24 protein-coding genes are annotated in these 24,111 nt (G+C 70.8%); 7 read left to right on the top strand and 17 right to left on the bottom strand.

Annotated elements, in window-relative coordinates; all coding sequences use genetic code 11:
* Positions 1-7 precede the first annotated feature (7 nt).
* Together OG199_RS30820 and OG199_RS30815 are read right to left on the bottom strand one after the other, a co-directional pair.
* The gene (locus tag OG199_RS30820) at positions 8-232 is read right to left on the bottom strand and encodes a DUF397 domain-containing protein (protein WP_405832220.1); all 225 of its coding nucleotides are present in this window, start codon (positions 230-232) and stop codon (positions 8-10) included.
* Positions 229-1,065 carry a helix-turn-helix domain-containing protein gene (locus OG199_RS30815; RefSeq protein ID WP_405832219.1) on the bottom strand — a complete coding sequence of 279 codons (837 nt, stop codon included), beginning with the start codon at positions 1,063-1,065 and terminating at the stop codon, positions 229-231. Before OG199_RS30815 ends, OG199_RS30820 begins: the two co-directional genes overlap by 4 nt.
* Before the next feature lie 237 nt (positions 1,066-1,302).
* Between OG199_RS30815 and OG199_RS30810 the strand changes: the two genes are divergently transcribed.
* Complete coding sequence (locus OG199_RS30810; RefSeq protein WP_405832217.1) at positions 1,303-1,704, top strand: ATP-binding protein; 402 nt, start codon at positions 1,303-1,305, stop codon at positions 1,702-1,704.
* Between the two features lie 30 nt (positions 1,705-1,734).
* Here OG199_RS30810 and OG199_RS30805 read toward each other — a convergent pair whose 3' ends face one another.
* The 5 genes from OG199_RS30805 to OG199_RS30785 form a co-directional block, all read right to left on the bottom strand.
* A complete protein-coding gene (locus tag OG199_RS30805) occupies positions 1,735-1,908 on the bottom strand; it encodes a hypothetical protein (protein WP_356808108.1) in 174 nt (57 codons plus the stop codon).
* Positions 1,909-2,097: 189 nt separating this feature from the next.
* Positions 2,098-2,553 (bottom strand): hypothetical protein, encoded by a 456-nt coding sequence (locus OG199_RS30800; RefSeq protein ID WP_356808106.1) that lies wholly within the window; start codon positions 2,551-2,553, stop codon positions 2,098-2,100.
* Positions 2,554-2,567: 14 nt separating this feature from the next.
* Entirely contained in the window at positions 2,568-4,208 is a 1,641-nt protein-coding gene (locus OG199_RS30795) for a restriction endonuclease fold toxin-2 domain-containing protein (RefSeq protein ID WP_405832215.1), read from the bottom strand.
* Positions 4,209-4,629: 421 nt separating this feature from the next.
* The gene (locus OG199_RS30790) at positions 4,630-5,364 is read right to left on the bottom strand and encodes an aspartate/glutamate racemase family protein (RefSeq protein WP_405832213.1); all 735 of its coding nucleotides are present in this window, start codon (positions 5,362-5,364) and stop codon (positions 4,630-4,632) included.
* A gap of 5 nt (positions 5,365-5,369) precedes the next feature.
* Positions 5,370-6,845 carry an NCS1 family nucleobase:cation symporter-1 gene (locus OG199_RS30785; RefSeq protein ID WP_405832212.1) on the bottom strand — a complete coding sequence of 492 codons (1,476 nt, stop codon included), beginning with the start codon at positions 6,843-6,845 and terminating at the stop codon, positions 5,370-5,372.
* A 207-nt stretch (positions 6,846-7,052) separates the two neighbouring features.
* Here OG199_RS30785 and OG199_RS30780 point away from each other — a divergent pair, with 207 nt between their 5' ends.
* Positions 7,053-7,730, top strand: coding sequence for a GntR family transcriptional regulator (locus OG199_RS30780; protein ID WP_356808098.1), 678 nt, complete (start codon positions 7,053-7,055; stop codon positions 7,728-7,730).
* 67 nt (positions 7,731-7,797) lie between these two features.
* On the opposite strand, the gene pip is transcribed toward OG199_RS30780, so the two are convergent.
* Together pip and OG199_RS30770 are read right to left on the bottom strand one after the other, a co-directional pair.
* Positions 7,798-8,760, bottom strand: a complete 963-nt coding sequence (gene pip / locus OG199_RS30775) for a prolyl aminopeptidase (protein WP_405832210.1) — start codon at positions 8,758-8,760, stop codon at positions 7,798-7,800.
* Between the two features lie 18 nt (positions 8,761-8,778).
* Positions 8,779-9,603, bottom strand: a complete 825-nt coding sequence (locus OG199_RS30770; protein ID WP_405832208.1) for a uracil-DNA glycosylase — start codon at positions 9,601-9,603, stop codon at positions 8,779-8,781.
* A 100-nt stretch (positions 9,604-9,703) separates the two neighbouring features.
* Here OG199_RS30770 and OG199_RS30765 point away from each other — a divergent pair, with 100 nt between their 5' ends.
* Positions 9,704-10,198: an RNA-binding S4 domain-containing protein gene (locus OG199_RS30765; protein WP_401798541.1), complete on the top strand. Its 495-nt coding sequence runs from the start codon at positions 9,704-9,706 to the stop codon at positions 10,196-10,198.
* Positions 10,199-10,411: 213 nt separating this feature from the next.
* Here OG199_RS30765 and OG199_RS30760 read toward each other — a convergent pair whose 3' ends face one another.
* Positions 10,412-10,873, bottom strand: coding sequence for a DoxX family protein (locus tag OG199_RS30760; protein WP_401798543.1), 462 nt, complete (start codon positions 10,871-10,873; stop codon positions 10,412-10,414).
* 213 nt (positions 10,874-11,086) lie between these two features.
* The gene (locus OG199_RS30755; protein WP_405832205.1) at positions 11,087-12,091 is read right to left on the bottom strand and encodes an acyltransferase domain-containing protein; all 1,005 of its coding nucleotides are present in this window, start codon (positions 12,089-12,091) and stop codon (positions 11,087-11,089) included.
* A gap of 100 nt (positions 12,092-12,191) precedes the next feature.
* Between OG199_RS30755 and OG199_RS30750 the strand changes: the two genes are divergently transcribed.
* On the top strand, positions 12,192-12,458 hold the full coding sequence (locus OG199_RS30750; RefSeq protein WP_356808972.1) for a DUF6343 family protein: 267 nt from the start codon (positions 12,192-12,194) through the stop codon (positions 12,456-12,458).
* A gap of 113 nt (positions 12,459-12,571) precedes the next feature.
* Here the strand turns inward: OG199_RS30750 and OG199_RS30745 are convergent, their stop codons facing one another.
* The 4 genes from OG199_RS30745 to OG199_RS30730 all read right to left on the bottom strand — a co-directional run bounded on the left by OG199_RS30745 (position 12,572) and on the right by OG199_RS30730 (position 16,370).
* The gene (locus OG199_RS30745; protein ID WP_405832203.1) at positions 12,572-12,952 is read right to left on the bottom strand and encodes a tetratricopeptide repeat protein; all 381 of its coding nucleotides are present in this window, start codon (positions 12,950-12,952) and stop codon (positions 12,572-12,574) included.
* Between the two features lie 50 nt (positions 12,953-13,002).
* Positions 13,003-13,611 carry a dephospho-CoA kinase gene (coaE, locus tag OG199_RS30740; protein ID WP_356808973.1) on the bottom strand — a complete coding sequence of 203 codons (609 nt, stop codon included), beginning with the start codon at positions 13,609-13,611 and terminating at the stop codon, positions 13,003-13,005.
* A 97-nt stretch (positions 13,612-13,708) separates the two neighbouring features.
* Entirely contained in the window at positions 13,709-14,647 is a 939-nt protein-coding gene (locus tag OG199_RS30735) for a PAC2 family protein (RefSeq protein WP_405832201.1), read from the bottom strand.
* A gap of 196 nt (positions 14,648-14,843) precedes the next feature.
* Positions 14,844-16,370 (bottom strand): flavin monoamine oxidase family protein, encoded by a 1,527-nt coding sequence (locus OG199_RS30730; protein WP_405834725.1) that lies wholly within the window; start codon positions 16,368-16,370, stop codon positions 14,844-14,846.
* Between the two features lie 313 nt (positions 16,371-16,683).
* On the opposite strand from OG199_RS30730, the gene OG199_RS30725 reads away from it, so the two are divergent.
* Positions 16,684-17,646, top strand: coding sequence for a right-handed parallel beta-helix repeat-containing protein (locus OG199_RS30725; RefSeq protein ID WP_405832200.1), 963 nt, complete (start codon positions 16,684-16,686; stop codon positions 17,644-17,646).
* Between the two features lie 92 nt (positions 17,647-17,738).
* On the opposite strand, the gene rpsA is transcribed toward OG199_RS30725, so the two are convergent.
* Complete coding sequence (rpsA, locus tag OG199_RS30720) at positions 17,739-19,238, bottom strand: 30S ribosomal protein S1 (RefSeq protein ID WP_168527616.1); 1,500 nt, start codon at positions 19,236-19,238, stop codon at positions 17,739-17,741.
* A 303-nt stretch (positions 19,239-19,541) separates the two neighbouring features.
* On the opposite strand from rpsA, the gene OG199_RS30715 reads away from it, so the two are divergent.
* Positions 19,542-20,444, top strand: coding sequence for a class I SAM-dependent methyltransferase (locus OG199_RS30715; RefSeq protein ID WP_401798549.1), 903 nt, complete (start codon positions 19,542-19,544; stop codon positions 20,442-20,444).
* A 133-nt stretch (positions 20,445-20,577) separates the two neighbouring features.
* Positions 20,578-23,118, top strand: a complete 2,541-nt coding sequence (hrpB, locus tag OG199_RS30710) for an ATP-dependent helicase HrpB (RefSeq protein ID WP_405832198.1) — start codon at positions 20,578-20,580, stop codon at positions 23,116-23,118.
* Here the strand turns inward: hrpB and OG199_RS30705 are convergent.
* Positions 23,108-24,100: a DUF3068 domain-containing protein gene (locus OG199_RS30705; RefSeq protein ID WP_405832196.1), complete on the bottom strand. Its 993-nt coding sequence runs from the start codon at positions 24,098-24,100 to the stop codon at positions 23,108-23,110. The two genes, hrpB and OG199_RS30705, sit on opposite strands and share 11 nt — an antisense overlap.
* Between the last annotated feature and the right edge of the window lie 11 nt (positions 24,101-24,111).

The following is a 24,111-nucleotide window of genomic DNA, read 5'->3' as shown; positions in this document are numbered from 1 at the left end:
CGAAGGGTTATTCGGCGCCCGCGTCCCGGTCCCCGGCCGCGAAGCCTATGAACTCGGTCCAGGCGGTGGGGGTGACGCTCAGCGCGGGGCTGGTCCTGTTTTTTGAGTCTCGGACGTACGTGACGCCGGACCAGGACGCGACCTCGACGCATTCTCCGCCTTCGCCGCTGCTGTAGCTGCTCTTGCTCCATGCCGACTCGGGTACGTTCCCGGCAGGGTTCACGACGCTCATCTCTCCCCTAGCAACTTCTCGATGAAGGCCAGCGACTCGCGCGGAGAAAGTGCCTCGGCGCGCAGAATCCCGTACTGCTCTTCGAGCTCCCGGACCGATTGCCGCTCCGTGTAGAGGCGACTGTCCTTGTGCACCTCCGCATAGGCGATCCTCCGCCCTTCCCCTGTCTCGATCAAGGTGAACGGGCCCGCCAGTCCGGCGTGGTCTTCTCGTTCCGTGGGCATCACCTGGATCTCGACGTTACGTCGATGACCGTGCAGCAACATCTGCTCCAACTGGCCCCGCATCACGGCCCTGCCGCCCAGCGGACGCCGCAGGACGGACTCCTCGATGACGAAGCTGATGGTGGGCAACGGCACCCGGGAGAAGGTCTCTTGCCTGACCAGGCGCGCTCCGACACGCTGTTCGACGATCTCCTCGTCAAGCAGAGGGCGCCGCATCGTGAACACAGCTCGCGCGTACTCCTCCGTCTGCAAGAGGCCGGGGACCGCCTGGTTCGCGTACACGTGAAGCTCGACCGCGTGCTCCTCCAACCGGGCCGCGTCCCTGAAGAACGCCGGATACTGCGCCCGAGCCACCTCTCCCTTCCCCGCCTTCAACACTCCGCCCGCGTCCAGTACTTCGTCAGCCGTGTCGATGAATCTCGGCGGAGGAATGCGCCTCCCCTGCTCGAAGGAGGCGATCGTCGACGCCGAGTACCCCGTCCGCGTCCCCAACTCGGCCCGGTCCAGCTCCGCGCGCTCCCGGCACAGCTTCAGCTGACGTCCGAACACGTGCAGAATCCCGGCCCCGAACTCGTGCTCGCCCGCGGCCTCGGCCTGCTGTTCCTCCACGCCCGGCACCCTCCGTACGTACCACCGCAATCGTTCCCGCGACCAACGCGCCGTACGGGAGGCCGGTCACGCCCCACTCCGCGTACAACCGCGCAGCCCTCGCGTACAAGCGGCGGCTGTCAGCGCGTCATGCCTGTTCAAAGCTACGCACGCGCCACGACCGTTGACGTCATGAAGCCCACAACTCCCCCACAAGGGCCTATGCCACAACGCGTGGCGTGCGTACACGAGTTCGCCATGCGGTTCACTTCCACCCCACGCGGCGCACGACTTGCCCGGCGTCTCGTCTCCCACCGTCTGCACGCGTGGGGCCACCCCTACGCCTCACCCGCCAACGAGACGGTCACTCTCATCGCGGCGGAGCTCACCGCGAACGCCGTCCGCCATGGCCACGTGACCGGCCGCGACTTCGGTCTCCGCCTCATGGAGAGCGGGGGCGTGCTCCGGGTCGAAGTCGCCGACACCCGTGCCGAGAAGCTCCCGATCCGGGGAACGCCCGGCCCGTACGGCGAGTCGGGCCGCGGTCTCCTCCTCGTCGACGCCCTCGCCGACGACTGGGGCGTCGCCCCACGCCCCACCGCACCCGGCAAGACGGTGTGGGCCGAACTGCGCCTCCCCGTTTCGGGGGCCACGGCCTGAACACGGCACGGGGAGGCTGCTCCGCCGGTGTCAGGAGGCGGGCTTGTCGGTCGAGGAGGACTCCTTGCCCTTCCCCTGCGGCTGATGCGTGAAGAAGGCCCGGTGCCACACCCCCTCCTCCCGGGTCACGGTGAAGGTGTCGCGCAGGGACCTGCCCGCATCGCCCACGGCGAGAAGGCGGGCCGATCCGGTGTCAGGACCCATGTCCTCCCGCTCGTGAACCGCCACGGCCTGGAAGCGAGATACGCATCCAAGAGTGGGTACCGCTCTGGCGCGCCTCATCAAGCAGAATCGCATCGGACTCAGGCGCCTGGCAGAGGACGGATCACGCCATGCCCGATGAGCGGTCACCCCGTGCTCGTACGGACGAGTCGGCGTGACCGTCGAGGTCGGTTACACGGCCCCCGCCGCCACCAAGTGGCCGCGCAGTACGGCCTCCACCTCGGCCGCACTCCCGACAGCGGGCAGCTGCTCCGGGGTCTCGTCGCCGTTCTCCATCGCCGCGCTGCTGATGAAGCGCACGCTGGCCGGCGAGGGGACGTAGGAGTCGCGCAGCCACACGGCGAAGAGTGCCGCCTCCTCGGCGGTTACGCTGCCGAGGGTGATGTAGGCGTAGTCGGGGGAAGGCATCGCCGCGCTGCCCGTGACCCAGACCTCCGGTGCCACCTCGATGTCGAAGTCCACCACGCTCATTCCGCGCAGGGGCTCCACACGAGTCTCCAGGACCGCGTCGGGGAAGCCACGCTCAAGCGCTCCCATGAAGGTGTCCAGGTTGGATTGCCAGGCGGCCTCGTTGTTCTCCGGCGGGTAGAAGCCGAAGGTGGTCCTGACGTTGCGCTGCGCTGTCACTGGAATCCTCGATCTCAAGGTACGTACCGTGCGGAGCCGGTGACGCCGTTCATGGCGATCATCGACTCCCAGTAGACCGCGTTGTCCTGGCCGTTGGTCACGATCTCAAGCCCGCGTATCTCGGAGTTCGCCGGGTTGGCCATGGCCTTTTGATAGCGGGTGAGCTCGCGGCTGTCGTCGCCGTACATGGAATCGATGACCGGGTCCCACTTGGGGTTGCCCGTGGCGTCGACCTTCACCGGCTTGGCAAGTGTCTCGTTGACCCGTTCGATGCTGCGGAAGCTCCGCTTCTTGCAATCCGGGTCGCGTACGTGCTTGGCCTCGACCAGATAGCCGTCCGCAGGGCGTATGCCGTCGACCATCAAACCTCGATTGCGTCCTTCGAGGGGAACTTCCCGCTCCGGATAGCCCGCCACGCGCAGCTGGTAGGCGTTGTCCGGGTTGGTGGGGCCGCCGCCGCCCGCGAAGCCGCCGGTGTTGAGGGAGTTGAGCCAGGTCCGGAACTGCGGCTGTTCGGACGGGCCGAGGATGCGGGTGGTGCCCGGCTGGGGCGGGATGGGGTCCTGGGCGGGGATCGACGGGTCGACCTTGTTGCCCATCGGCAGAATGCCGGGGGCCTGGCCGCGATACGAGGCGAGCACGATCGGTACAGGTATGGGAGCCGGTATCGGGAGCAGTGGCAGCCCGGGAATGCCTGGCGGACTGTCCGACCCGTTCGGAAGCCTGACACGTTTTTCGGACTCGTCCAGGGCGTGGGCAACGTCCCCGAGGTGGTGTATCCAGGGATCGTTCAGCACCGCGTCCTTGAGCCCGCCGTCGTCGCCGTTTCCACCGAACATGGGCGAGTTCCACGGCGCGTCGATATGGAACGGATCCATGTCATTTTGCTGGATGCGTTTCTTCGCCGACTCGACGTGGTCGGCGTACTGATCGCATGCCTTGGCCAGCTGGCTGCAGGCCGCCGCGAGGTTCGCCACGAGGGTCTCGTCCTGCTGGGCCTGGTCCGGCGGGGCGGCGAAGCCGACGAACCCGGCGAAGTAACGGCGGAACGCGTCGGCGGCCTCACCGGAGTGGGCTTTGTCGGCTGTGTGCGCGTAAGCCTGGGCGTCCTCCAGGAAACGCACCATCATCTTCCCGCCGGCACGCCAGGAGCCGGCGACATCTCGCAGCTTCTCGGGGGATCCTCGGAAGCGGTCACTCATGCCGCCGGGCGCGTACTGGTCGTACCAGGCAGTGTCGCCGACGACCTCGGGAAGCTCCTGTCCCAGGCCGAGGAAGCTCTCCGTACAGTCCGCCCCCGGGTCGCCCATTCCCGGCGTGAGATCGACCTGCTTCTTGAGGATCTCGGAGGCGATGTGGCTCTCGCGCGCCATGAACTCACGGGCGTTGCGCATCAGCCCTTTGCCGGTCTCGCCCATGACGTAAGAGCTGAAGCCCATCTTGTCGAGGGTCGTGGCGGCGGCCGACTTGTACACCTTCGCAAACGCGTGACCCGCGTCGTCGTCCCCGGCCATGCCGTGCTGCCGGTCCAGTTCGTGAAAGAGCGCGATGGCGGTGTCCCGGGCGCCGGGCATCACCGTGGTGACCATTCCCATGGACGCCTTGACCATGCCCTCGGCTATGACCTTGAGGTCCGGCGCCCACACCACACGCATCCACTCCCCGTGAACAGGCCCTGCGACGCAGGGCGTTGAACGTCCGTTCTATCGCATCGGGGATCACCGCCACAGCAAGCCTTGCGTCACTCCGCCGCCTCGGAATCCCGGGTCGCCCGGGCAATGGTCTTCAAATGATCTTGGGTGCGCGGAATTCTTCGCGGATCGCGACAACCTCGGATGGGGCCGCACGTCTGGTGGGGTGAAAGGCGGTTACCGGGACGGGATTTCCAGCCCCGGCGCTGCCCGACCTTCAGTGTTGTCTCTGAACTCTTTGGAGTCGTTTCCCACTGCGGCATATCCGCGCCAAGAAGTCGAACCGTCCCCTGCGCACCTGGGTGCCAGGGCCTGCGCCTGTTTCACGACAGGGCTCCCCACCTGGCTGCGCGGGCCCTTGGCTTCGCTCTTCCGTGAGAGGCCGTCAGCCTGCCGCCGGACCCTCTTTCCCCCGCCGCCCCCACTCCCGCCGCTTCGGCAGCGGCCGCGCGTAACCCCCCGCCCGGCTCGTCGTCAGCCCCAAGGACACCAGGGACTCCGCCAGTTTGACCGCCGCGGCGACCCCGTCGACGACCGGCAGGCCCAGCTTCTCGCCCACCGCCCGTTGCAGTCCGGTCATGCCCGCGCAGCCGAGGACCAGGACCTCGGCCCCGGCCTCGCGGGCGCGCTCGGCGGCGCGTACGAAGGCCGCCTCCGTGCGCTGGGCGTCGCCGAGGTCGAGGACGCCGAGGCCCGTGCCGACGACGGCGGCGCAGTGCTGGGCGACACCGGCCGCGTACAGGCTGTCCTCGATCTGGCCGCGCGAGCGTTCCAGCGTGGTGACGACGCCGTAGCGGCGGCCTAGCAGACAGGCGAGATGGGCGGCGGCCTCGGTGATGTCCACGACGGGAACGTTCACCAGTTCGCGCGCGCCCTCACGACCGTGCTCCCCGAAACCGGCCATGACCACGGCGTCGTACGGGCCCTCGTACGTGCGCAGGGTGTCGAGGACGGCGGCAGCCGAGAGATAGCTGTCGAGCCAGCCCTCCGCGGACTCGGGTCCCCACGCGGGGGTGAGACCGAGCACGGTGGTGCCCGGGCCTGCGGCGGCCCGGGCACCTCGCACGATCTCCTCGGTCATCCCCTGCGTCGTGTTGCAGTTGGTGACGACGATGCGCACGCCGCTCAGACCTCCACGGGCTCGGTGACGGTGTGGTCGACGGCACGGCGCTCGGTCCGGCACAGGGCCATGTACAGGCCCGCGGCCAGCGCGGTCCCGATGAACCAGGAGTACGGGGCCACGTCGCTGAACGTCTTCACCAGGGCCAGGACCGCGGCGACCGCCGCCGCCGGGAGGAACGCCCACAGGGCCTTGGGGTTGACACCCTTGCGGTAGTAGTACGGCGATCCGGGCCGCGCGTCGAAGAGCTGGTCCACGTCGACTCGACCGCGCCTGAGCCAGTAGTAGTCCAGCATGATCACGCCGAACAGCGGGCCCAGGAAGGCGCCGAGGCCGCCGAGGAAGTAGTTGACGACGGTGGGGTTGGAGAAGAGGTTCCAGGGGGTCACGACCAGCGCGGCGACCGTGCTGATCATGCCGCCGACCCTGAACGTGATCTTCTGCGGCCAGACGTTCGCCAGGTCGTACGCCGGCGACACGAAGTTGGCGACGATGTTGACGCCCATGGTGGCGACGGCGAAGGTCAGCGCGCCCAGCACCATGACCCAGGTGTTGCCGACCTTGGCGACGAGTTCCGCGGGGTCGGTGATGGCCTCGCCGAACGCCTCGATGGAGCCGGCCGTGACGATGACCGAGACGATCACGAAGGCCGTGGAGTTGATCGGCAGACCCCAGAAGTTGCCGCGCCTGACCGTCCTGTAGCTGGGCGCGAACCGTGAGAAGTCGCAGAAGTTGAGCATCAGCGTGCCGTACGTGGCCAGGATCAGACCGACCGCGCCGAACCACTGCCGCCACTGCTCCCCCACCGGGACCGGGTGCGGGGTCGAGGTGAGCGAGATGCTCCAGCCGGCCTTGGCGAGGACCCAGACGGCCAGCGCGATCATGACGACCCAGATGGCGGGGCCGCAGAAGTCCTGGAACCTGCGGACCGACTCCATGCCCCGGCTGATGATGAGCGCCTGGATCACCCACAGCGAGAGGAAGGACGTCCAGCCGAGCGCGTCCAGACCGAGGAAGGAGTGATGGGTCCACGACACCAGGCCCGGCCAGGCCGCGAGGAGCATGACGTTGACGGCGACCGACGCCAGATAGGTCTGGATGCCGTACCACATGATGGCGATGACGGCCCTGATCAGCGCGGGGATGTTGGCGCCCCACACACCGAAGCTGATGCGGCTGACGACGGGGAAGGGCACGCCGGTGCGCTGGCCGACGCGGCCCATCAGGTTCATGCCGGCATAGATGATCACGAAACCGACCAGCAGAGACGTGAAGATCTGCCAGACGTTCATGCCGAGGACGAGCAGGCCCGCCGCGAAGGTGTAGTTGCCGAGGTTGTGGACGTCGGACATCCACATGGCGAAGAGGTCGAAGACCTTCCAGTTGCGCTTCTCTGCGGGCGCGAGGTCTTCGTTGACCAGCCGGGGGTCGGGCACGAACGCGGGCGTGCCGGTGGCTTCGGCACGGTCGGCGAGGGACACGGGGCCTCCATGGGCAAGGGGACGGAGGGCAGATGGCGCCTTGCGGTCGGATTCACCGTCAGAAGACGCGTTCGGGGGTGCGGGCAGCCTTACCGGTCACGTTTGGTATACCAAACTGCTGACATGGTCCCGCCGTCAAGCGTTCTGACCGATGTCCGTGCCGTTACAGCTCCGTAAAACACCCACCGAGTCGGCGAAGATGAGCCCATGACGAAGATCGAACCCCTGGGCGCGGTCCGTGAACGCGTCCTGGCCGAGCTGCGGCAGGAGATCATCGCGGGGCGGCTGCGCCCCGGCGACCGCCTGGTCGAGCGCGAACTCGCCGAGCGCTTCGGGGTCTCCCGGGTTCCCGTGCGCGAGGCGATCCGCGCACTCGTCGCCGAGGGCTTCGTGCACTTCGAGACTCCGCGCCGCGCGGTGGTGCGCCGGCTCACCCCGACGGACGTCGCCGAACTCTTCGAGCTGCGTGAGGCGTTGGAGGTCTACGCGGCCGGGCTCGCCGCGGCACGGGCGACGCCGCGGGATCTGGCGGAGGTCGAGGAACTCCTCGACCGCGCGGCCGTGGCCACCGAGGCCGGGGACGCCGAGGTCATCACCGACATCAACAGCCGCCTCCACGAACGGATTCTGGCGATGGCGGACAACAGTCTGCTGGTCTCCGTCCTGGAACCGGTCGCCGGCCGACTGCGCTGGCTCACCCGGCAGAACGAGGAGTGGACGCAACTCCTGCTCGAACACCGCGAGTTGTACGAGGCCATCGCCTCCGGCGACCCGGAGCGCGCCCGCGCCCACGCCCTGACCCACGTACGGACCAACTACCGCTCGACGGTGCGGCAGCTCTTCGGCGGCGAGGAGGAACCCCGGCCGGCGGAGGAACGGGGGTGAGCGACGATGTCACGGCCGGCACAGGTGCCGGGGTGGGCGAGGGACGCGCAGTGGGCGCGCAACCCGCTCAGCGCGGGGCGTACTTGTCCGTCGCCGCCACCAGCGCGTCGACCACCCCGGTCGCTCCCATGGTGTGCCCCACGTCGTCAACGACGATCAACTCGCCGTCGGGCCAGGCCTGGTGGAGCCGCCAGACGACGCCCAGCAGGTTCCCGAAGTCGAGGCTGCCCTGCACGAGGGTGCCGGGGATCCCCTTCAGCAGCGGAGCGTCCCGGAGCACCACGCCCTCGTCGTTCCCCTCGCCCAGGAAGTGGTCGTTGCCGAAGTAGTGCGTGACGGTCCGGGCGAACCCCATACGGAACCTGGCGTCCTCGTACCGCTGCACGGAGCGCGGCGGCGCCGGCACGATCGCCGTCTCCCAGTCCGTCCAGGCCCGCGCCGCCCGTGCCCGTACCTCGGCGTCCGGCGATTCGAGCAGCCGGTTGTAGGCGGCCGCGAGATTGCCCGCCCGCTCGCCTTCGGGCAGTTGGGCGAGGAACCGCTCGAAGGCCTCGGGAAAGATCTTCCCGAGGCCCCGGGTCAGGAGGGCCGCCTCGGGGTTCGAGCCGGTGGCCACCGCGGTCAGCACCAGCTCGGAGACGACGTCCGGACACGTCTGCGCGTAGCGCAGCCCGAGCACCGAGCCCCACGACACCCCCCACACCAGCCACCGCTCGACGCCCAGGTGGCGTCGCAGCAGTTCCAGGTCCCCGATCACGTGTGCGGTCGTGTTGACGCTCATGTCGGTGCCGTGGGCGCTCGCGTGCGGGGTGGAGCGTCCGCTGCCACGCTGGTCGAGCAGCACGATCCGGTACTTGGCCGGGTCGCAGTAGCGCCGGAACCAGGGTCCGCAGCCGGATCCCGGACCGCCGTGCAGCATCAGCGCGGGCTTCCCGTCCGGGTTCCCGCAGACCTCCCAGTGGACGCGGTTGCCGTCCCCGACGTCGAGCATTCCCTGGTCGTACGGTTCGATCTCCGGATACAGGCCCATCGCGGGAGACTAACCGTCCTACGGCCGTGTGGTCAGCCCCGCCGCCGAGGCCGCCGTGCGCAGCACCTCCCGCAGCATGGCGGGGGTCAGCCGTCCGGTGAACGTGTTCCGCTGGCTGACGTGGAAGCATCCGAAGAGGTCGAGCCGCGCCGGTGACGTGAGGGTGACCCGGGTGCCGTGCGCGAACGCCGGGCGGGGGCGCGGCACCTCCCAGCCCGCCCGGGCGAAGGCGGGCAGCGCGGCCTGCCAGCCGAAGGCGCCGAGGACGACGACCGCGCGGAGGGACGGCCGCAGCAGTTCCAGCTCGCGCACCAGCCAGGGCCGGCAGGTGTCCCGCTCCTCGGGGGTGGGCTTGTTGGCGGGCGGGGCGCAGCGCACGGGCGAGGTGATCCGTACGCCGTGCAGGGACAGCCCGTCGTCCGCGCTCACGGCCGTCCCCCGGGAGGCCAGTCCCACCTCGTGCAGCGCCGCGTAGAGCACGTCTCCCGAGCGGTCCCCCGTGAACATGCGGCCGGTGCGGTTGGCGCCGTGCGCGGCGGGCGCCAGACCGATGATCAGCAGGGAGGCGTCGGGCGGACCGAAGCCCGGGACAGGGCGGCCCCAGTACGTCTGGTCGGCGAAGGCGGCACGTCTGGTGCGGGCCACCTCCTCGCGCCAGTCCACCAGCCTCGGACAGGCGCGGCACCCGGTGATCCGTTCGTCCAGGTCCGCCAGGTCCGCCAGGTCCGCCAGGTCCGCGGACGCGGCGGGATCGGCCGGGCCGGCGGGACCTGCCGGGGCCCTGAGGCCTCCGCCACCTGTGAGATCCGTGTGATCGCCGCTGTCCGTCCGGCCTCTGTCCATGCCCCCACCGTACGACCGGGCGGCAGCGTTCCCGGCGTCGAGGGTGGGCCCCTGTGACGGAAATGCGGCCCGGCCGGGCGACGTCTTCTAGAGTCGGGGCATGGCTTCTGAGGGTGCGGACGTCGAACGGGACGACGAGAAGAAGAGCGCGGACGACGGCGCGACGGGCTCCGGTGACGCGGTGGCCGCCGCCGTGGCCGCGCGTCCGGCGGGTGGCGAGAGCGTGCGCGTCGACAGCTGGATCTGGTCCGTACGTCTGGTCAAGACCCGCTCGATGGGCGCGACCGCGTGCCGGGGCGGTCATGTCCGGGTGAACGGCGAGCGCGTCAAGCCCGCGTACGCGGTGCGCGTGGGCGACGAGGTCCGCCTGCGGCACGGGGGCCGGGAGCGGATCGTGGTGGTGAAGCGCGTGATCCGCAAGCGGGTCGGGCCGCCTGTCGCGGCCGAGTGCTACGTGGACAACAGTCCGCCGCCCCCGCCGCGCGAGTCCGTCGCCCCGGCGGGTGTCCGCGACCGGGGCGCGGGGCGCCCGACCAAGCGCGACCGCCGCGAGCTGGAGCGCCTCCGGGGTCTCGGCGGTCCCGAGGCCCCCTGACACCCGGCCGGCGCCACCGGTCCCGGGGCCCTGGGGACCGGCACCCGGCCCCTCGCCAGGCGCCGGCCACCCGTGACCGGACGCCGGACGCCGGACGCCGGACGCCGGACGCCGGACGCCGGACGCCGGACGCGCCAGTGTCCGGTCCTCCGTCCGCCGACGTCGTCGCGGGCTCCCCGTCACTGCCGGGGAGCCCGCGACGGCGTACAGCGGTCACGCCCGTCGTCGGACCAGCCGGACCAGCTCGGCGTTGTGACTCCTGCGGGCCCACGCGATCAGCGCGAGCGGCACGATCAGGATGAGCGGGGTCGCCACGTACGGTCCGTGCACCGCCGTGACGTTCACGATGAAGGCGCCGACCATCAGCGCGCTGAGCGCCACCGCCGCCACCGAGGACAGCAGCGGGATCAACAGGGCCACGCCACCGGCGAGTTCGAGCGTGCCGATGATGTACATGCCCGTGCTGCCCCAGCCGAGCTTGTCGAAGGCCTCGGCCGCCGACGGGTTCGCGAGGAGCTTGGGCAGGGCGCTCGCGAACACGTAGAAGAGACCGAGCAGGATCTGCAGGGCGCCCAGCGGAATCCGTGCGCCCCGGCCACGGAGGAGGCGGGAGCGCGACGGGGCGGCGGAGGCGGGGACGGTGGCCGGGGTGGCGGGGACGGTGGTCTCGGACATGGGGTCTCCTGTGCGAAGCGGTGCGAGGTGCTGTCGCAGGGGTAGACCGGACGCGCGTGCGGAACTCATCGCCGTGGGCCGGGTCCGACCGGACCGCCGGCTCCGCCGCCCCGGGCCGGGCGCCGCCTGGGGCCCGCACGCATGTCCTTCACGCGTTTCCGTGCTCATACCCGTCCAACGGGCAGCCCGCGTCGCCTCGTTCCTGCGCCCCCCTCACTCGTTCGAGGGGGGTTGCAGCGCGAACCAGCCGTGCCCGACGTACCAGTGCCCGCCGCCGCGGAGATGGTCCCCCACCGCCCGCTCCACGGCGCTGCGCCGCGGCAGGTCCCGGGTCGGCAGTTCGGGATCGCCGAAGACGAACCCGACGGGCACCCCGTCGTCCGGGGTCGTCTCCTGGTACGCGACGCGGAAACGTTCCTGGAAGCGCATGATGTTCGAGTCCGGCGGCAGGTACCGCCCGAGCTGCGGATCCAGCAGCCAGGAGTGGCACTCCGCCACCTCGTAGCGCTCGTCGGGGTAGTGCCGGGCGAAGAACTCCCGTGCCAGGGCGAGCGAGCGGTCGCAGGCGGCGGGCGTCAGCGGTCCGCGGAAGTCGGCTATGTGCACGCTCAGACAGGGATCGCCCGGTCCGGAGCCGAGGCCCGCCGCCGCGACGGCGCGGCCGGTGCGCTGACCGAGCCGGGCCCGCTGGAACTGCAGCCGGCCCAGCTGGAACAGCTCACCGTGGAAGTGCAGGGCGATCCACCAGGGGAACAGCAGACCCGGCGTGCCGAGCCGTCGGCGGTGCACCGCCACCTGCCGCCCGAGGTCGGCGAGGGTGCGCCGGGACACGTCGTCGGGGATGCCGCGACCGCGGTGGTACGCGCGGACGTACGGGAGTGCCGCGACGAAGACGTACAGGTGGAAGCAGCGCCCGAGCGACCCGGTCGAGGCGGGGAACGCGGGCGGTTCCCATCCCTTTCCGATCTCCCCCATGTCCCGTACGAAGCGGGCGACGCACCGCGTGAGCAGCGTCATCGCCTCCGGGTCCGCGGCGAGCCGGGAGCGCAGGGCGACGAGCTCGTTGACGTGTTCATGGGCCACGGACAGGTCGAGCAGGATGTCCGCCAGCTCGTCCGCGTCCGGAAGCACCGCCACCGTCCGGGGCGCGGCCTCGCTCTCCAGGTCTCTCAGCCACTCGGCGAGCCTCGCGTCCGCCCGCAGCGCGTCCAGCAGCACTGTCGCCTCCCCCGTCGGTCCGGCCGCCGTCCCTTTGGTGAACGTGCACGACGAGAGTACGTTTTCCAGTAGGAACGGTGGTCCGGGAACGGTGATCCCGATGCGTACAGGCAGTGAACCCACGACAGCGCGCAGTGCGCTGCGGATGCGCTTCTGGCTGAGTGCCTGGGGCCTGGTCTGGGCGATCTTCGGAACGGCCGCGTTCGCGCTGGCCGGACGGCCCGGGTGGGCCGCCGCCTGCGGTGTGCTGTGGATCGTCGCCACCGTGGACATGACCGTGATCCTGTGGCACATCCATCAGGGCCCGCACTACCAGCCGAGCCGCGACATCCCGCCGTACCGGCCGCCGGAGCACCACCACCTGTAGGCCCCGCCCGCCCACCGGTGGATCTCGTACGCCACCCGCTGGGTCTCGTCCGGGTCCGGGGACCCGCGGATTCCAGGGCCCCGCGGCCCGGCCCCGGAACCCTGCGACTCGCCCTAGGAGTCGAAGCGCGCGGCTTCCAGGTACTGCGGTTTCGGATCGAGCGCCGCCGCCAGTCTGAAGTGCCGCTTGGCCTGCTCGGGGCGGAGCTGGCGCTCATAGGTGCGGGCGAGCGCGAAGTGCGCGAACGCGTTGTCCGGTTCGCGCTCCAGCACCATCGTGAACTCCAGCTCGGCGGGCCGCAGTTGCGCGGCGGCGAAGAAGGCACGCGCGCGCAGCAGGCGGGCCGCGGTGTTCTCGGGATGCGCGGCGATCACCGGGTCGAGCAGCTTCACCGCGCCCCGCGGGTCGCGCGCGGCGAGCAGCTGCTCGGCGGCACGGAAGTCGATGACATGCGTCTCCGGAGTACGTCCGGTCGGTCCGCTGGTCTCGGGCACGGCTCAGTCCTTCCCTCACTTCACGGGTTCAACGCCCCCGACGAGGGCCGCTATTCCTCGCGAGCGCGCGCTCGGCGCACGAGATCCGCCCATACCTCCCCCACGCGCCGCCTCAGCTGCTCCAGGGGGACGTCGTTGTCGATGACGACGTCGGCGATCGCGAGGCGCTGTTCGCGGGTGGCCTGGGCGGCCATGCGGGCGCGGGCGTCCGCCTCGGTCATGCCGCGCAGCCGCACCAGCCGGTCGAGCTGGGTCTCCGGGGCGGCGTCCACGACGATCACGAGGTCGTAGAGACCTTCCAGGGAGTTCTCGGCGAGGAGGGGGACGTCGTGGACGACCACGGCGTCGGGCGCGGCGGCGCTCTCCAGGGCGCGGGAGCGAGCCCCCACCAGGGGGTGCACGATCGAGTTCAGGACCGCGAGTCTCCCGGGGTCGGCGAAGACGATCGAGCCCAGTCCGGGGCGGTCCAGGCTGCCGTCCGGTGCGAGCACCTCCGTGCCGAAGGCCTCGACGACGGCCGCGAGCCCGGGAGTTCCGGGTTCGACGACCTCCCGCGCGATGCGGTCCGCGTCGACCAGTACCGCGCCGTGCTCGACGAGGAGCCGCGACACCTCGCTCTTGCCGGCGCCGATACCGCCGGTCAGGCCCACCTTCAACATGCCGGAAAGCCTAGGGCCTGCCCCCGACGGGCACCGGCGCGGCCCCCACGCGCAGCGGCCGTTCCCGCCCGGACGCGGTGCGGGCGGGCGGCACGGCCTACGAGTCGCCTTCGCGCTCCGCGAGGAAGCGCTCGAACTCCAGCCCGATCTCGTCCGCCGATGGGATCTCCACGGGCTCCGCGAGCATGTTGCCCCGCGTCTCCGAGCCCGCCGCGGCGTCGTACTGGTGCTCAAGGCCCTGGACGAGGGAGACGAGTTCCTCGTCGCCCTCCTGGATATGCCGGTCGATCTCCGTCTGGGTGCGGTGCGCCTCGTTGCGCAGCGAGTGCGCGATGCCGGGGAGCACCAGGCCCGTGGCGCCCGTGATGGCCTCCAGGACGGTCAGTGCGGCGTCCGGGTACGGGGAGCGGGCGATGTAGTGCGGAACGTGCGCGGCGACGCCCAGCACGTCGTGCCCTGCCTCCATGAGGCGGTACTCGACGAGCGCCTCCGCGCTGCCGGGGACCTGTGCCTCGTCGAAGGGGCTGCGGTGGCCGGGGACCAGGTCGGTGCGGTTGCCGTGCGGTGTGAGGCCCACGGGGCGGGTGTGCGGCACGCCCATGGGGATGCCGTGGAAGTTCACCGCGAGCCGGACGCCGAGCCGCTCCACGATCTGCTCGACGGCGGCGGCGAAGCGCTCCCACTCGACGTCCGGCTCGGGGCCGGACAGCAGCAGGAAGGGCGCGCCCGTGGCGTCCTGGACGAGCCGCACGTCGAGCGTGGGCTCCTCGTAGTCGGTCCACCGGTCGCGCTTGAACGTCAGCAGCGGGCGGCGTGCCCGGTAGTCCACCAGCCGGTCGTGGTCGAATCGGGCCACGACCTGGTGGGGCAGCGAGTCGAGCAGCCGGTCGACGATCTGGTCGCCCGTTTCACCCGCGTCGATGTATCCGTCGAAGTGGTAGAGCATGACCAGTCCGGCCGACTCCTGGGCGAGCGCCATGTCCACCACGGCCAGGCCCTTCGGCTCCCATGCGTACAAACCCTGCGGATCAAGCACTGTGACCGCTCCTCCTCGTGTTCCTAGGGCACAACGTGGTGCGGAGCACGGACATTCCCGTCCCGTGCTCCGCACCGCTGCTCGTCGCTTCCTCCCGTCCGTCACGAGCGGCCGTGGCCGCCCGCGGTGCCGGCACCGCGGGCGGCCACGGGCACAGCGCACGCGTGTTGCGAGGACTCCACGCGCGCGGGGAGCGTTACGACGACAGCACGCGCGCGTGGATCGAGGTGACGGCGTTGCGGGCGGAGGTGAAGGCGCCGTGCTGCCAGGCGTCGGTGTAGCTGAGCCAGTCTCCCGCGAAGTGGACGCGTCCGGTGGGCCGGTTCAGGGGCGCGTAGCGGGGGTCGTCGGGGCCGCCGGGGGTGTCGTGCCAGGCGGCTTCCAGGTGGGGTGTCTGACGCCAGTGGTGGGAGAAGGACGAGTCGAGTTCGGTGCGGTACTTCTCGCCGTAGATCTTCACGCCCGCGGCCACCGCGCGCTTCTCCCGGTCCCTGGGGCTGAGCTTGGCGTAAGAGTCCGCGTCGGAGCCGTAGTTGTAGTAGCCGATCATGACGCCGCGCCGGCCGTTGTAGCCGTAGGAGGGGTGCCAGATGTGGGTGACGTCCTGGTCGGTCTCGGTGATGCCGCCGTAGATGCGGTGGTCGAGCTCCCACCAGCGTGAGCGGTATTCGAGGCCGATCTTGCCCGCGGACTGCGGGGTGATCGCCTCCAGGGCGCTCTGGACGCCGGAGCCGAGGTTGTGCGGGATTCCGGCGAGGATGTTGGGCGGCAGGGCGGCGACGCAGAAGTCGGCGTCGAGGGACTTCGTGCGCCCGCCCTGGGTGTAGGTGACGGTGACGCCGTTCCCCTTGTCGGTGATCCGGGAGACCGCCGCTCCGGTGCGTATGCGGTGGGAGCCGATCGCCCTGGTGAGCGCCTTCGGTATCTGGTCCATGCCGCCCACGGGCTGGAACATCAGCATGGCCTGGTCGAATTCGAACTCGAAGGAGAAGTAGCGGCCGACGCCGCTGGCGAAGACCTCGGAGGCGGTCGGTACGTCGCCGAGGATCACCCCCGGAGTTCCGGCGGCGGCGGGGACGGTGGTGTAGCCGCGGCGCGGTCCGCCCTCGTAGGCGAGTCCGTCGCCGAGTTCACCGAAGTCCTTGAGGAACTCGACGAGCCGGTCCTGGTCGGTGGCGGTCAACTCCTTGTCGAGGGCGCCCTTGTCGGTGGCCTTGGCGAGCAGTTCGGAGACGTAGCCGTACACGTCGGCCTTGGCGGTGCGGTGGCGTACGGGCTTGGTCATGCCGGACGACTCGTTGTACATGTACGCATCCGCGTTCGTGTTCGTGAACACCTCGACGGGGACGCCGAGTTCGCGGCAGTAGTCGAGGGTAACCATCCACTGCGGGATGCGGGCCGGTCCGGCGTTCATGTACTGGCCGTCGCCGAACCGTGCCGTCTGGGTGTTGCCGTACAGGTCGGTGGTCGTGTCCCCGCCGCGCACGGTGAAGTTACGGCCGCCGGTCCGGTCCCTGGCCTCCAGGACCGTACAGTCGTAGCCCGCCTTGCCGAGCTCGTACGCGCAGGCGAGTCCGGCGATGCCCCCGCCGACGACCACGACCTTCGCGGCACCTCTCCCGGTGAGTGTGAAATCGCCCGACTTCGGTGCGCGGTAAGGCTGTTCACGCTGGGCGGCCTGCGCGGTGGGCGCGAGGCCGAGGGCCCCCATGGTGGCGAACATCGCGCCCGCACCGCCGGTCAGACCGACGGTGCGCAAGAACGCGCGCCGGCTCGACGCACTCGATCGCTCCTGAGCTGCCATGCTTCGGCTCCCCTCTCGATCTTGGATGACCCGGGGATCCTGGCAACGGCCGGTTACAGCCCTGCAGTTACTCGTGTATCCGCCACGTTTCCCTCCCCGCACACCGGCCCGGTACGGACCTTGACACGGATCCGAGGCGCCCTTACGTTCATATGGGCACCCAGCGTTCACGTACAAGAACCGTCACGTACAAGACAGACTTCTTGCGAACCGACGGGAAGGTCACCCCCACATGCGTATCCGAAGCGCGCTCCTCCTCCCCTCGCTCGGCGCGGCGCTGGCCACGCGCGGGATGCTGGCGTCAGCGCCCACCGCCGCCGCGGCCCAGACGATCGAGGTCGCCACGGCCGCCCAGCTGAAGTCGGCGCTCACCTCCGCCGCACCCGGCGACACCATCCACCTCGCGGACGGCACGTACACCGGCAACTTCAAGACGACGACGGTCGCGACCTCCGGCTCCCGCATCACCCTCACCGGCTCCTCGAAGGCCGTCCTCACAGCGGGCGGCGGTTATGGGCTGCATCTCAACGGCGCCTCGTACTGGACGGTCCGGGGCGTCACCGTCACCGGTGGCCAGAAGGGCATCATGATCGACTCGGCGAAGGGCGTCGTCGTCGACTCGGTGACCGTCCACGGGCTCGACATGGAGGGCGTCCACTTCCGCAACTCCAGCACGGACGGCGTGATCAGGAACTCGAGGATCTACGACACCGGGAACGACGGACGCGGCATGGGCGAGGGCGTCTACGTCGGCACGGCCGGCGGGACCTCGGACAAGAGCGACCGCATCGAGATCACCGGGAACACGATCGGCCCGGACGTGGGCGGCGAGAACGTCGACATCAAGGAGGGCACCACGGGTGCGCGCATCACCGGCAACACCTTCGACGGCAGCGGTCTGACCGGCGCCAACTTCGACGACTCCTGGGTCGACGTGAAGGGCAACGGCGTCCTCGTCGAGAACAACAGGGGCACCGCCACCACGAACGACGGCTACGAGACCCACACCCAGCAGTCCGGCTGGGGCTGCGGCACGGTGTTCCGCGGCAACACCTCGGACCTGCGGGGCGCGTCGGGTGACAAGCAGCTGGCGGTCAACGTCACGAACTACGGCACCTCGTGCGGGACCACCGTGTACGCGTCGAACACGGTGACGGGCGGCAAGGGGCTCACCAACATCACGGTGACGCCCTGACCCGTCCCGGGAAAACGGCCCCCCATGGAAGTGGGCCCGCACCGAATCGGTGCGGGCCCACTTCTTTCAGCTACTGCCTAGCGGGGAGCCTTTCAGCTCTGGCCGCCGGCGAGCTTCTCACGCAGGGCAGCCAGGGCCTCGTCCGACGCCAGGGCGCCGGAGGTGTCGTCCGACTCCGAGGAGTACGAACCGCCACCGGACGCGGCCGGAGCCGCGCTGGAGGTGCTGGCACCCTCGGCCTCGGCCTGAGCGTCCGCCTCGCGGGACTTGATGACCTGAGCCTGGTGCTGCTCGAAGCGCGTCTGCGCCTCGGCGTACTGCGTCTCCCACACCTCACGCTGGGATTCGAAGCCCTCGAGCCAGTCGTTGGTCTCGGGGTCGAAGCCCTCGGGGTAGATGTAGTTGCCCTGGTCGTCGTACGACGCGGCCATGCCGTACAGGGTCGGGTCGAACTCGACCGACGCCGGGTCGGCACCGAAGGCCTCGTTGGCCTGCTTCAGCGAGAGGCTGATGCGGCGGCGCTCGAGGTCGATGTCGATGACCTTGACGAAGATCTCGTCGTTGACCTGGACGACCTGCTCCGGGATCTCCACGTGGCGCTCGGCCAGCTCGGAGATGTGGACCAGACCCTCGATGCCCTCGTCCACGCGGACGAACGCACCGAACGGAACGAGCTTGGTGACCTTACCCGGGACGACCTGACCGATCTGGTGCGTACGGGCGAACTGCTGCCACGGGTCTTCCTGCGTCGCCTTGAGCGACAGGGAGACGCGCTCGCGGTCCATGTCGACGTCGAGAACCTCGACGGTGACTTCCTGGCCGACCTCGACAACCTCGGAGGGGTGGTCGATGTGCTTCCAGGAGAGCTCGGAGACGTGCACCAGACCGTCGACGCCACCCAGGTCCACGAAGGCACCGAAGTTGACGATCGAGGAGACGACGCCGGAGCGGACCTGACCCTTCTGGAGGGTGGTGAGGAACGTCTGGCGGACCTCGGACTGGGTCTGCTCCAGCCAGGCACGGCGGGACAGGACCACGTTGTTGCGGTTCTTGTCCAGCTCGATGATCTTGGCCTCGAGCTCCTTGCCCACGTAGGGCTGGAGGTCGCGGACACGGCGCATCTCGACGAGGGAGGCCGGCAGGAAGCCACGGAGGCCGATGTCGAGGATGAGACCACCCTTGACGACCTCGATGACGGTACCGGTGACGATGCCGTCCTCTTCCTTGATCTTCTCGATGGTGCCCCAGGCGCGCTCGTACTGGGCGCGCTTCTTCGAGAGGATCAGGCGGCCTTCCTTGTCCTCCTTCTGGAGAACAAGGGCTTCGATCTCGTCACCGACGGCGACGACCTCATTGGGGTCGACGTCGTGCTTGATCGAGAGCTCGCGGCTCGGGATGACACCTTCGGTCTTGTAACCGATGTCGAGCAGGACCTCGTCCCGGTCGACCTTCACGATGACGCCGTCGACGATGTCGCCGTCGTTGAAGTACTTGATCGTCTCGTCGATCGCGGCGAGGAAGGCTTCCTCGTTACCGATGTCGTTGACCGCTACCTGCGGCGTGGTAGAGGTGGTCTCGGTGCTGCTCGTCATGTGGGAAAGGGCTCCGGTACGGACAGTGAGTCGTAGGTACTGCTTACGCCGGGAGCCCGTTTCGCTCTGCAGACGGCCGGACAGCCAAGGAAGCGCCCGTCCGGGACCGTGTCCTTACGAACACCACCGGTGGCGCCTCGAAAACCGAGGGGACATACATACAGATGCGAGCGCAGCCTGCTACGTCTGAGGTGCGCAGGCCCGCAGCGCAACTTGTAGCATACGGGGGCAGCCGGGCAGGGTCAATGCGCGAAGGCGCACACCCGGGGCAGATCGCCGCATTCCCGGCACAAGACCTGTCTCATGAGGCCACGCGGGCCCTGGTCGACCCCTGCCGTGACACCCCCGAGGCGGGTCGAAGGGCCGAGCCCGCAGATTAATACGAGGGAGCCGATCATCCAAGAGCCCGAGCAGTCCGAACCCGAAGCCACCCGACGCGACGCGGACGTCACCGAGAGTTCCCGCGCCAACCGCAGCTGGTGGGACCGGAACGCGGACGACTATCAGATCGAGCACGGCACGTTCCTCGGGGACGACCGCTTCGTGTGGGGCCCCGAGGGCCTCGACGAGGTGGAGGCCGAGCTGCTCGGCCCGCCGGAGGACCTCAAGGGGAAGGACGTCCTGGAGATCGGCGCCGGCGCGGCCCAGTGCTCGCGCTGGCTGGCGGCCCAGGGCGCCCGCCCGGTCGCCCTGGACCTCTCCCACCGCCAGCTCCAGCACGCGCTGCGCATAGGCGGCCGGGTGCCGCTGGTGGAGGCCGACGCGGGCGCGCTGCCCTTCGCGGACGGCTCCTTCGACCTCGCGTGTTCCGCGTACGGGGCGCTGCCGTTCGTCGCCGACCCCGTCCGGGTGCTGCGCGAGGTGCACCGCGTCCTGCGTCCCGGCGGCCGCTTCGTCTTCTCCGTGACGCATCCGGTCCGCTGGGCGTTCCCGGACGAGCCGGGTCCGGAAGGACTGTCGGTCTCCGCCTCGTACTTCGACCGCACCCCCTATGTCGAGCAGGACGACGAGGGTCGCGCGGTGTACGTCGAACACCACAGGACGGTGGGCGACCGGGTGCGTGACGTGGTGGCCGGGGGCTTCCGGCTCCTGGACGTCGTCGAGCCGGAGTGGCCCGCCTGGAACACCCAGGAGTGGGGCGGCTGGTCCCCGCTGCGCGGGAACCTGATCCCGGGCACCGCGATCTTCGTGTGCCTGCGGGACTGAGGCCGTTCCCCACCGTTCGCCCCCGGCTCGCCCCCACAGGGGTGTCCGTGTGCCCCGCACGCGCGCGTGCGGGGCACACCCGCGTGCGGGGCGTGTTTGACGCCCCTGCGCGACCTCGTACGAGACTGGGGGCGTGATCCGTACCGACGCCCTCGACCGGCTGCCCGTCCGTTCCGCCGTGCCCGCGCTGCGCGACGCCCTGGAGGAGCACGGTGCGGCGGTGTTGTGCGCCCCGCCGGGCACCGGCAAGACGACCCTCGTGCCGTTGGTTCTCGCCGGGCTCGTCGGCGGGGGCCCGGCGCGCCGGGTGCTGGTCGCCGAACCGCGGCGGATCGCGGCGCGGGCCGCGGCCCGGCGGATGGCGTGGCTGCTCGGCGAGCAGGTCGGCGGGAACGTGGGCTACACCGTGCGCGGGGAGCGGGTCGTGGGGCCACGCGCGCGCGTGGAGGTCGTCACGACGGGAGTGCTCCTTCAGCGGCTGCAGAGGGACCAGGAGCTCGCGGGCGTCGACGTGGTGGTCCTCGACGAGTGCCACGAACGGCATCTGGACGCCGACACGGTGGCCGCCTTCCTCCTGGACGTCCGGGCCGCGCTCCGTCCCGAACTGCGGCTCGTGGCCGCTTCCGCCACGACCGACGCCGAGGGCTGGGCCCGGCTGTTGGGCGGGGCGCCGGTCGTCGAGGCGCAGGGGGTCTCGTATCCGGTGGAGGTGGTCTGGGCGCCCCCGGCGCGGCCCGTCCGTCCCCCGCACGGCATGCGGGTCGACCCCGCGCTGCTCGCCCACGTGGTGTCGGTGGTGCGGCGGGCGCTGGCCGAGCGCGACGGGGACGTGCTGTGTTTCCTGCCCGGCGTGGGGGAGATCGCGCGGGTCGCCGGTCAGTTGGGGGACCTCGGCGGGACCGACGTGCTCCAGGTGCACGGGCGGGCGTCCGCGGCGGTGCAGGACGCGGTGCTGGCCCCGGGCGCGGGGCGCCGGGTGGTCCTGGCCACCTCCGTCGCGGAGTCGTCGCTGACGGTCCCCGGAGTGCGGGTGGTCGTGGACTCGGGGCTCGCACGCGAGCCCCGGGTGGACCACGCGCGGGGGCTGAGCGCGCTGACGACGGTGCGGGCCGCGCAGGCGGCCGGACGGCAGCGGGCGGGGCGGGCCGGCCGTGAGGCGCCGGGACGGGTGTACCGCTGCTGGTCCGAGGCGGAGGACGCCCGTCTCCCCCGCTTTCCCGCGCCCGAGATCAAGGTGGCCGACCTGACGGCGTTCGCCCTGCAGGCGGCCTGTTGGGGCGACCCGGAGGTGACGGGACTTGCCCTGCTGGACCCGCCGCCGGCCGGCGCGATGGCGGCGGCGCGCTCCGTCCTGTCGGCGGTGGGCGCGGTCGACCCGGCGGGCCGGGCCACGCAACGCGGTGTCCGCATGTCCCGGCTGGGCCTGCACCCACGGCTGGCGCGGGCGCTGCTGGACGCGGCGCCCGAGGTCGGTGCGGACCGGGCGGCCGACGTGGTCGCGCTGCTGAGCGAGGAGCCGCCACGGGAGTACGGGGACGATCTGGCGGCGGCCTGGCGGACGGCCCGGCGGGGCGGTGACGCCTACGCGGCACGCTGGCGCACCGAGGCCCGCCGACTGCGCTCGGCCACCGAGGACGCCGCGAAGAAGAGGCCGAAGGACCTGCCGCCGGACAGGGACACGGGTGGCCGGGCCGGCCCCGGGGACGACCGCGTCGCCGGGCTGGTCGCCGCCCTCGCGTTCCCCGAGCGCCTCGCGCGGGCGCAGGGCGGCTCGTACCTGATGGTGAACGGGACCCGCGCCGACATCGGTGACGGCTCCGCCCTGCGCGACGCGCCCTGGCTGGCGGTCGCCGTGGCCGACCGTCCTGTCGGCGCCGGGCACGCGCGCGTGCGGCTCGGGGCGGTGGTGGACGAGGGGACGGCCCGGCGCGCCGCCGCGAGCTTCGCGGCCGAGGGCGAGGAGGTCCACTGGTCCGAGGGCGATGTCGTCGCGCGGCGGGTCGAGCGGCTCGGGGCGGTGGAGCTGGCGGTGCGCCCGCTCCAGAACGCCGACCCCGGGCTCGTACGCGAGGCGCTGCTGGAGGGACTGCGGGCGGACGGACTCGGGTTGCTGCGGTGGTCCCCGGACGCCGAGGCGTTGCGCCGGCGGCTCGCCTTTCTGCGACTGCATCTCGGCGCGCCCTGGCCCGACGTCGGCGACGACGCGCTCCACGCGCGCGTGGCGGAGTGGTTGGAGCCGGAGCTGAGCCGTGCGCGGCGGCGGGCCGATCTGGCGCGGATCGACGCCGGGCAGGCCCTGGCCCGGCTGCTGCCCTGGGCCACCGGTGAGGCCGCCCGGCTGGAGGAGCTCGCGCCCGAGCGGATCGAGGTGCCCAGCGGGTCCAGGATCCGGGTCGACTACGGCAATCCCGAACAGCCCGTCCTCGCCGTCAAGTTGCAGGAGATGTTCGGTCTCCACGCGTCACCGGCCGTGGCCGGGGTGCCCGTACTCGTCCATCTGCTGTCGCCCGCGGGGCGGCCCGCCGCGGTCACCGCCGACCTCGCCTCCTTCTGGAAGGACGGCTACCGGGCGGTCCGGGCCGAACTGCGCGGCCGTTACCCCAAGCATCCGTGGCCCGAGGATCCGGCGGCCGCGGAGCCGACCCGCCATACCAACGCGCGGCTCAGGCGCTGACCGGCTCGGGCCGTGCGGCCCGGGGGGTGGGGGGATCGTCCGGGCGGCGGCCGCGCGCCTCCAGGTAGAGGGAGAGGGACAGCAGGACGGCGCCCAGGAGCAGCAGGCCCCAGGGAAGGTAGGAGGTCATCAGCAGGACCAGGGTGCGGTTGGACTTGACCAGGGCGACGGTGTGCTCGATGTAGTCCTCGCGCATCTTCACGTGCCCGGAGAAGGCGGTCACCTTGGCGCGCCCGCCGAGCAGGGTGCCGCCGCGCAGTTCCTCTTTGTGGATCTCCTCGCCGTAGACCGGTGCGCCGGTGACCGGTTCGACCCAGAATCTGCGGACGGTCGTGTACCAGCGTGTCGTACCGGTCCTGGCGACCGACTGCGCGGTGATGCCCTGGACGGGCATGACCTTGGGGAACGCGACCTTCGTCCAGGGGATCGTCTGCTCGAAGTAGTAGACCTCGACGCCGCGGAAGGTCCGGGTGCCCTCGTAGTGGATGGGGGCAGAGGTGCGGGTCTGCGCGTCGAAGTACTCGTAGTCCCGCTTCTCCGTCCGGAAGGGCCACTTGAACTCGATGCCGTCGCGCCGGACGGGGTCGCCGTCGACCGACTCACCGGTCGCGTGGACGGGTTCCTGGGTGTGGGCGTCGAAGATGTAGCGCTCGGGGAGCTTGGAGACCATCTTCCCGTCGGGGCCCTGCACATAGGAGAGGGAGTCCCAGACGACGACGTCGCGGCCCGGCGTCCGCTCGATCCGGTCGGAGGCCTCGACGTTGCCCTTGAGGGTCTGCACGACGGTGACCTCGGGGACCTTCTTCGCCTTCATGGTGCCGTAGTCGAGCAGGGTCGCGTCCTTCGCCTCCAGGACCATGTCCTGGTACTGGCCGGCGGGGATCTTGGCCACCCGCGGGAAGACGTACCAGCGCGTCAGTGGGGACAGCGCCGCGCAGAACACGGCGAGGGCGAGCAGGATCAGGCTGGCCTTGCGGCGCATCTGGACGGCCC

This window comes from Streptomyces sp. NBC_01176, assembly GCF_045039825.1.
In the GTDB taxonomy this organism is placed as follows: Bacteria; Actinomycetota; Actinomycetes; order Streptomycetales; family Streptomycetaceae; genus Streptomyces.
This window is presented reverse-complemented; position numbering and strand designations above follow the sequence as displayed.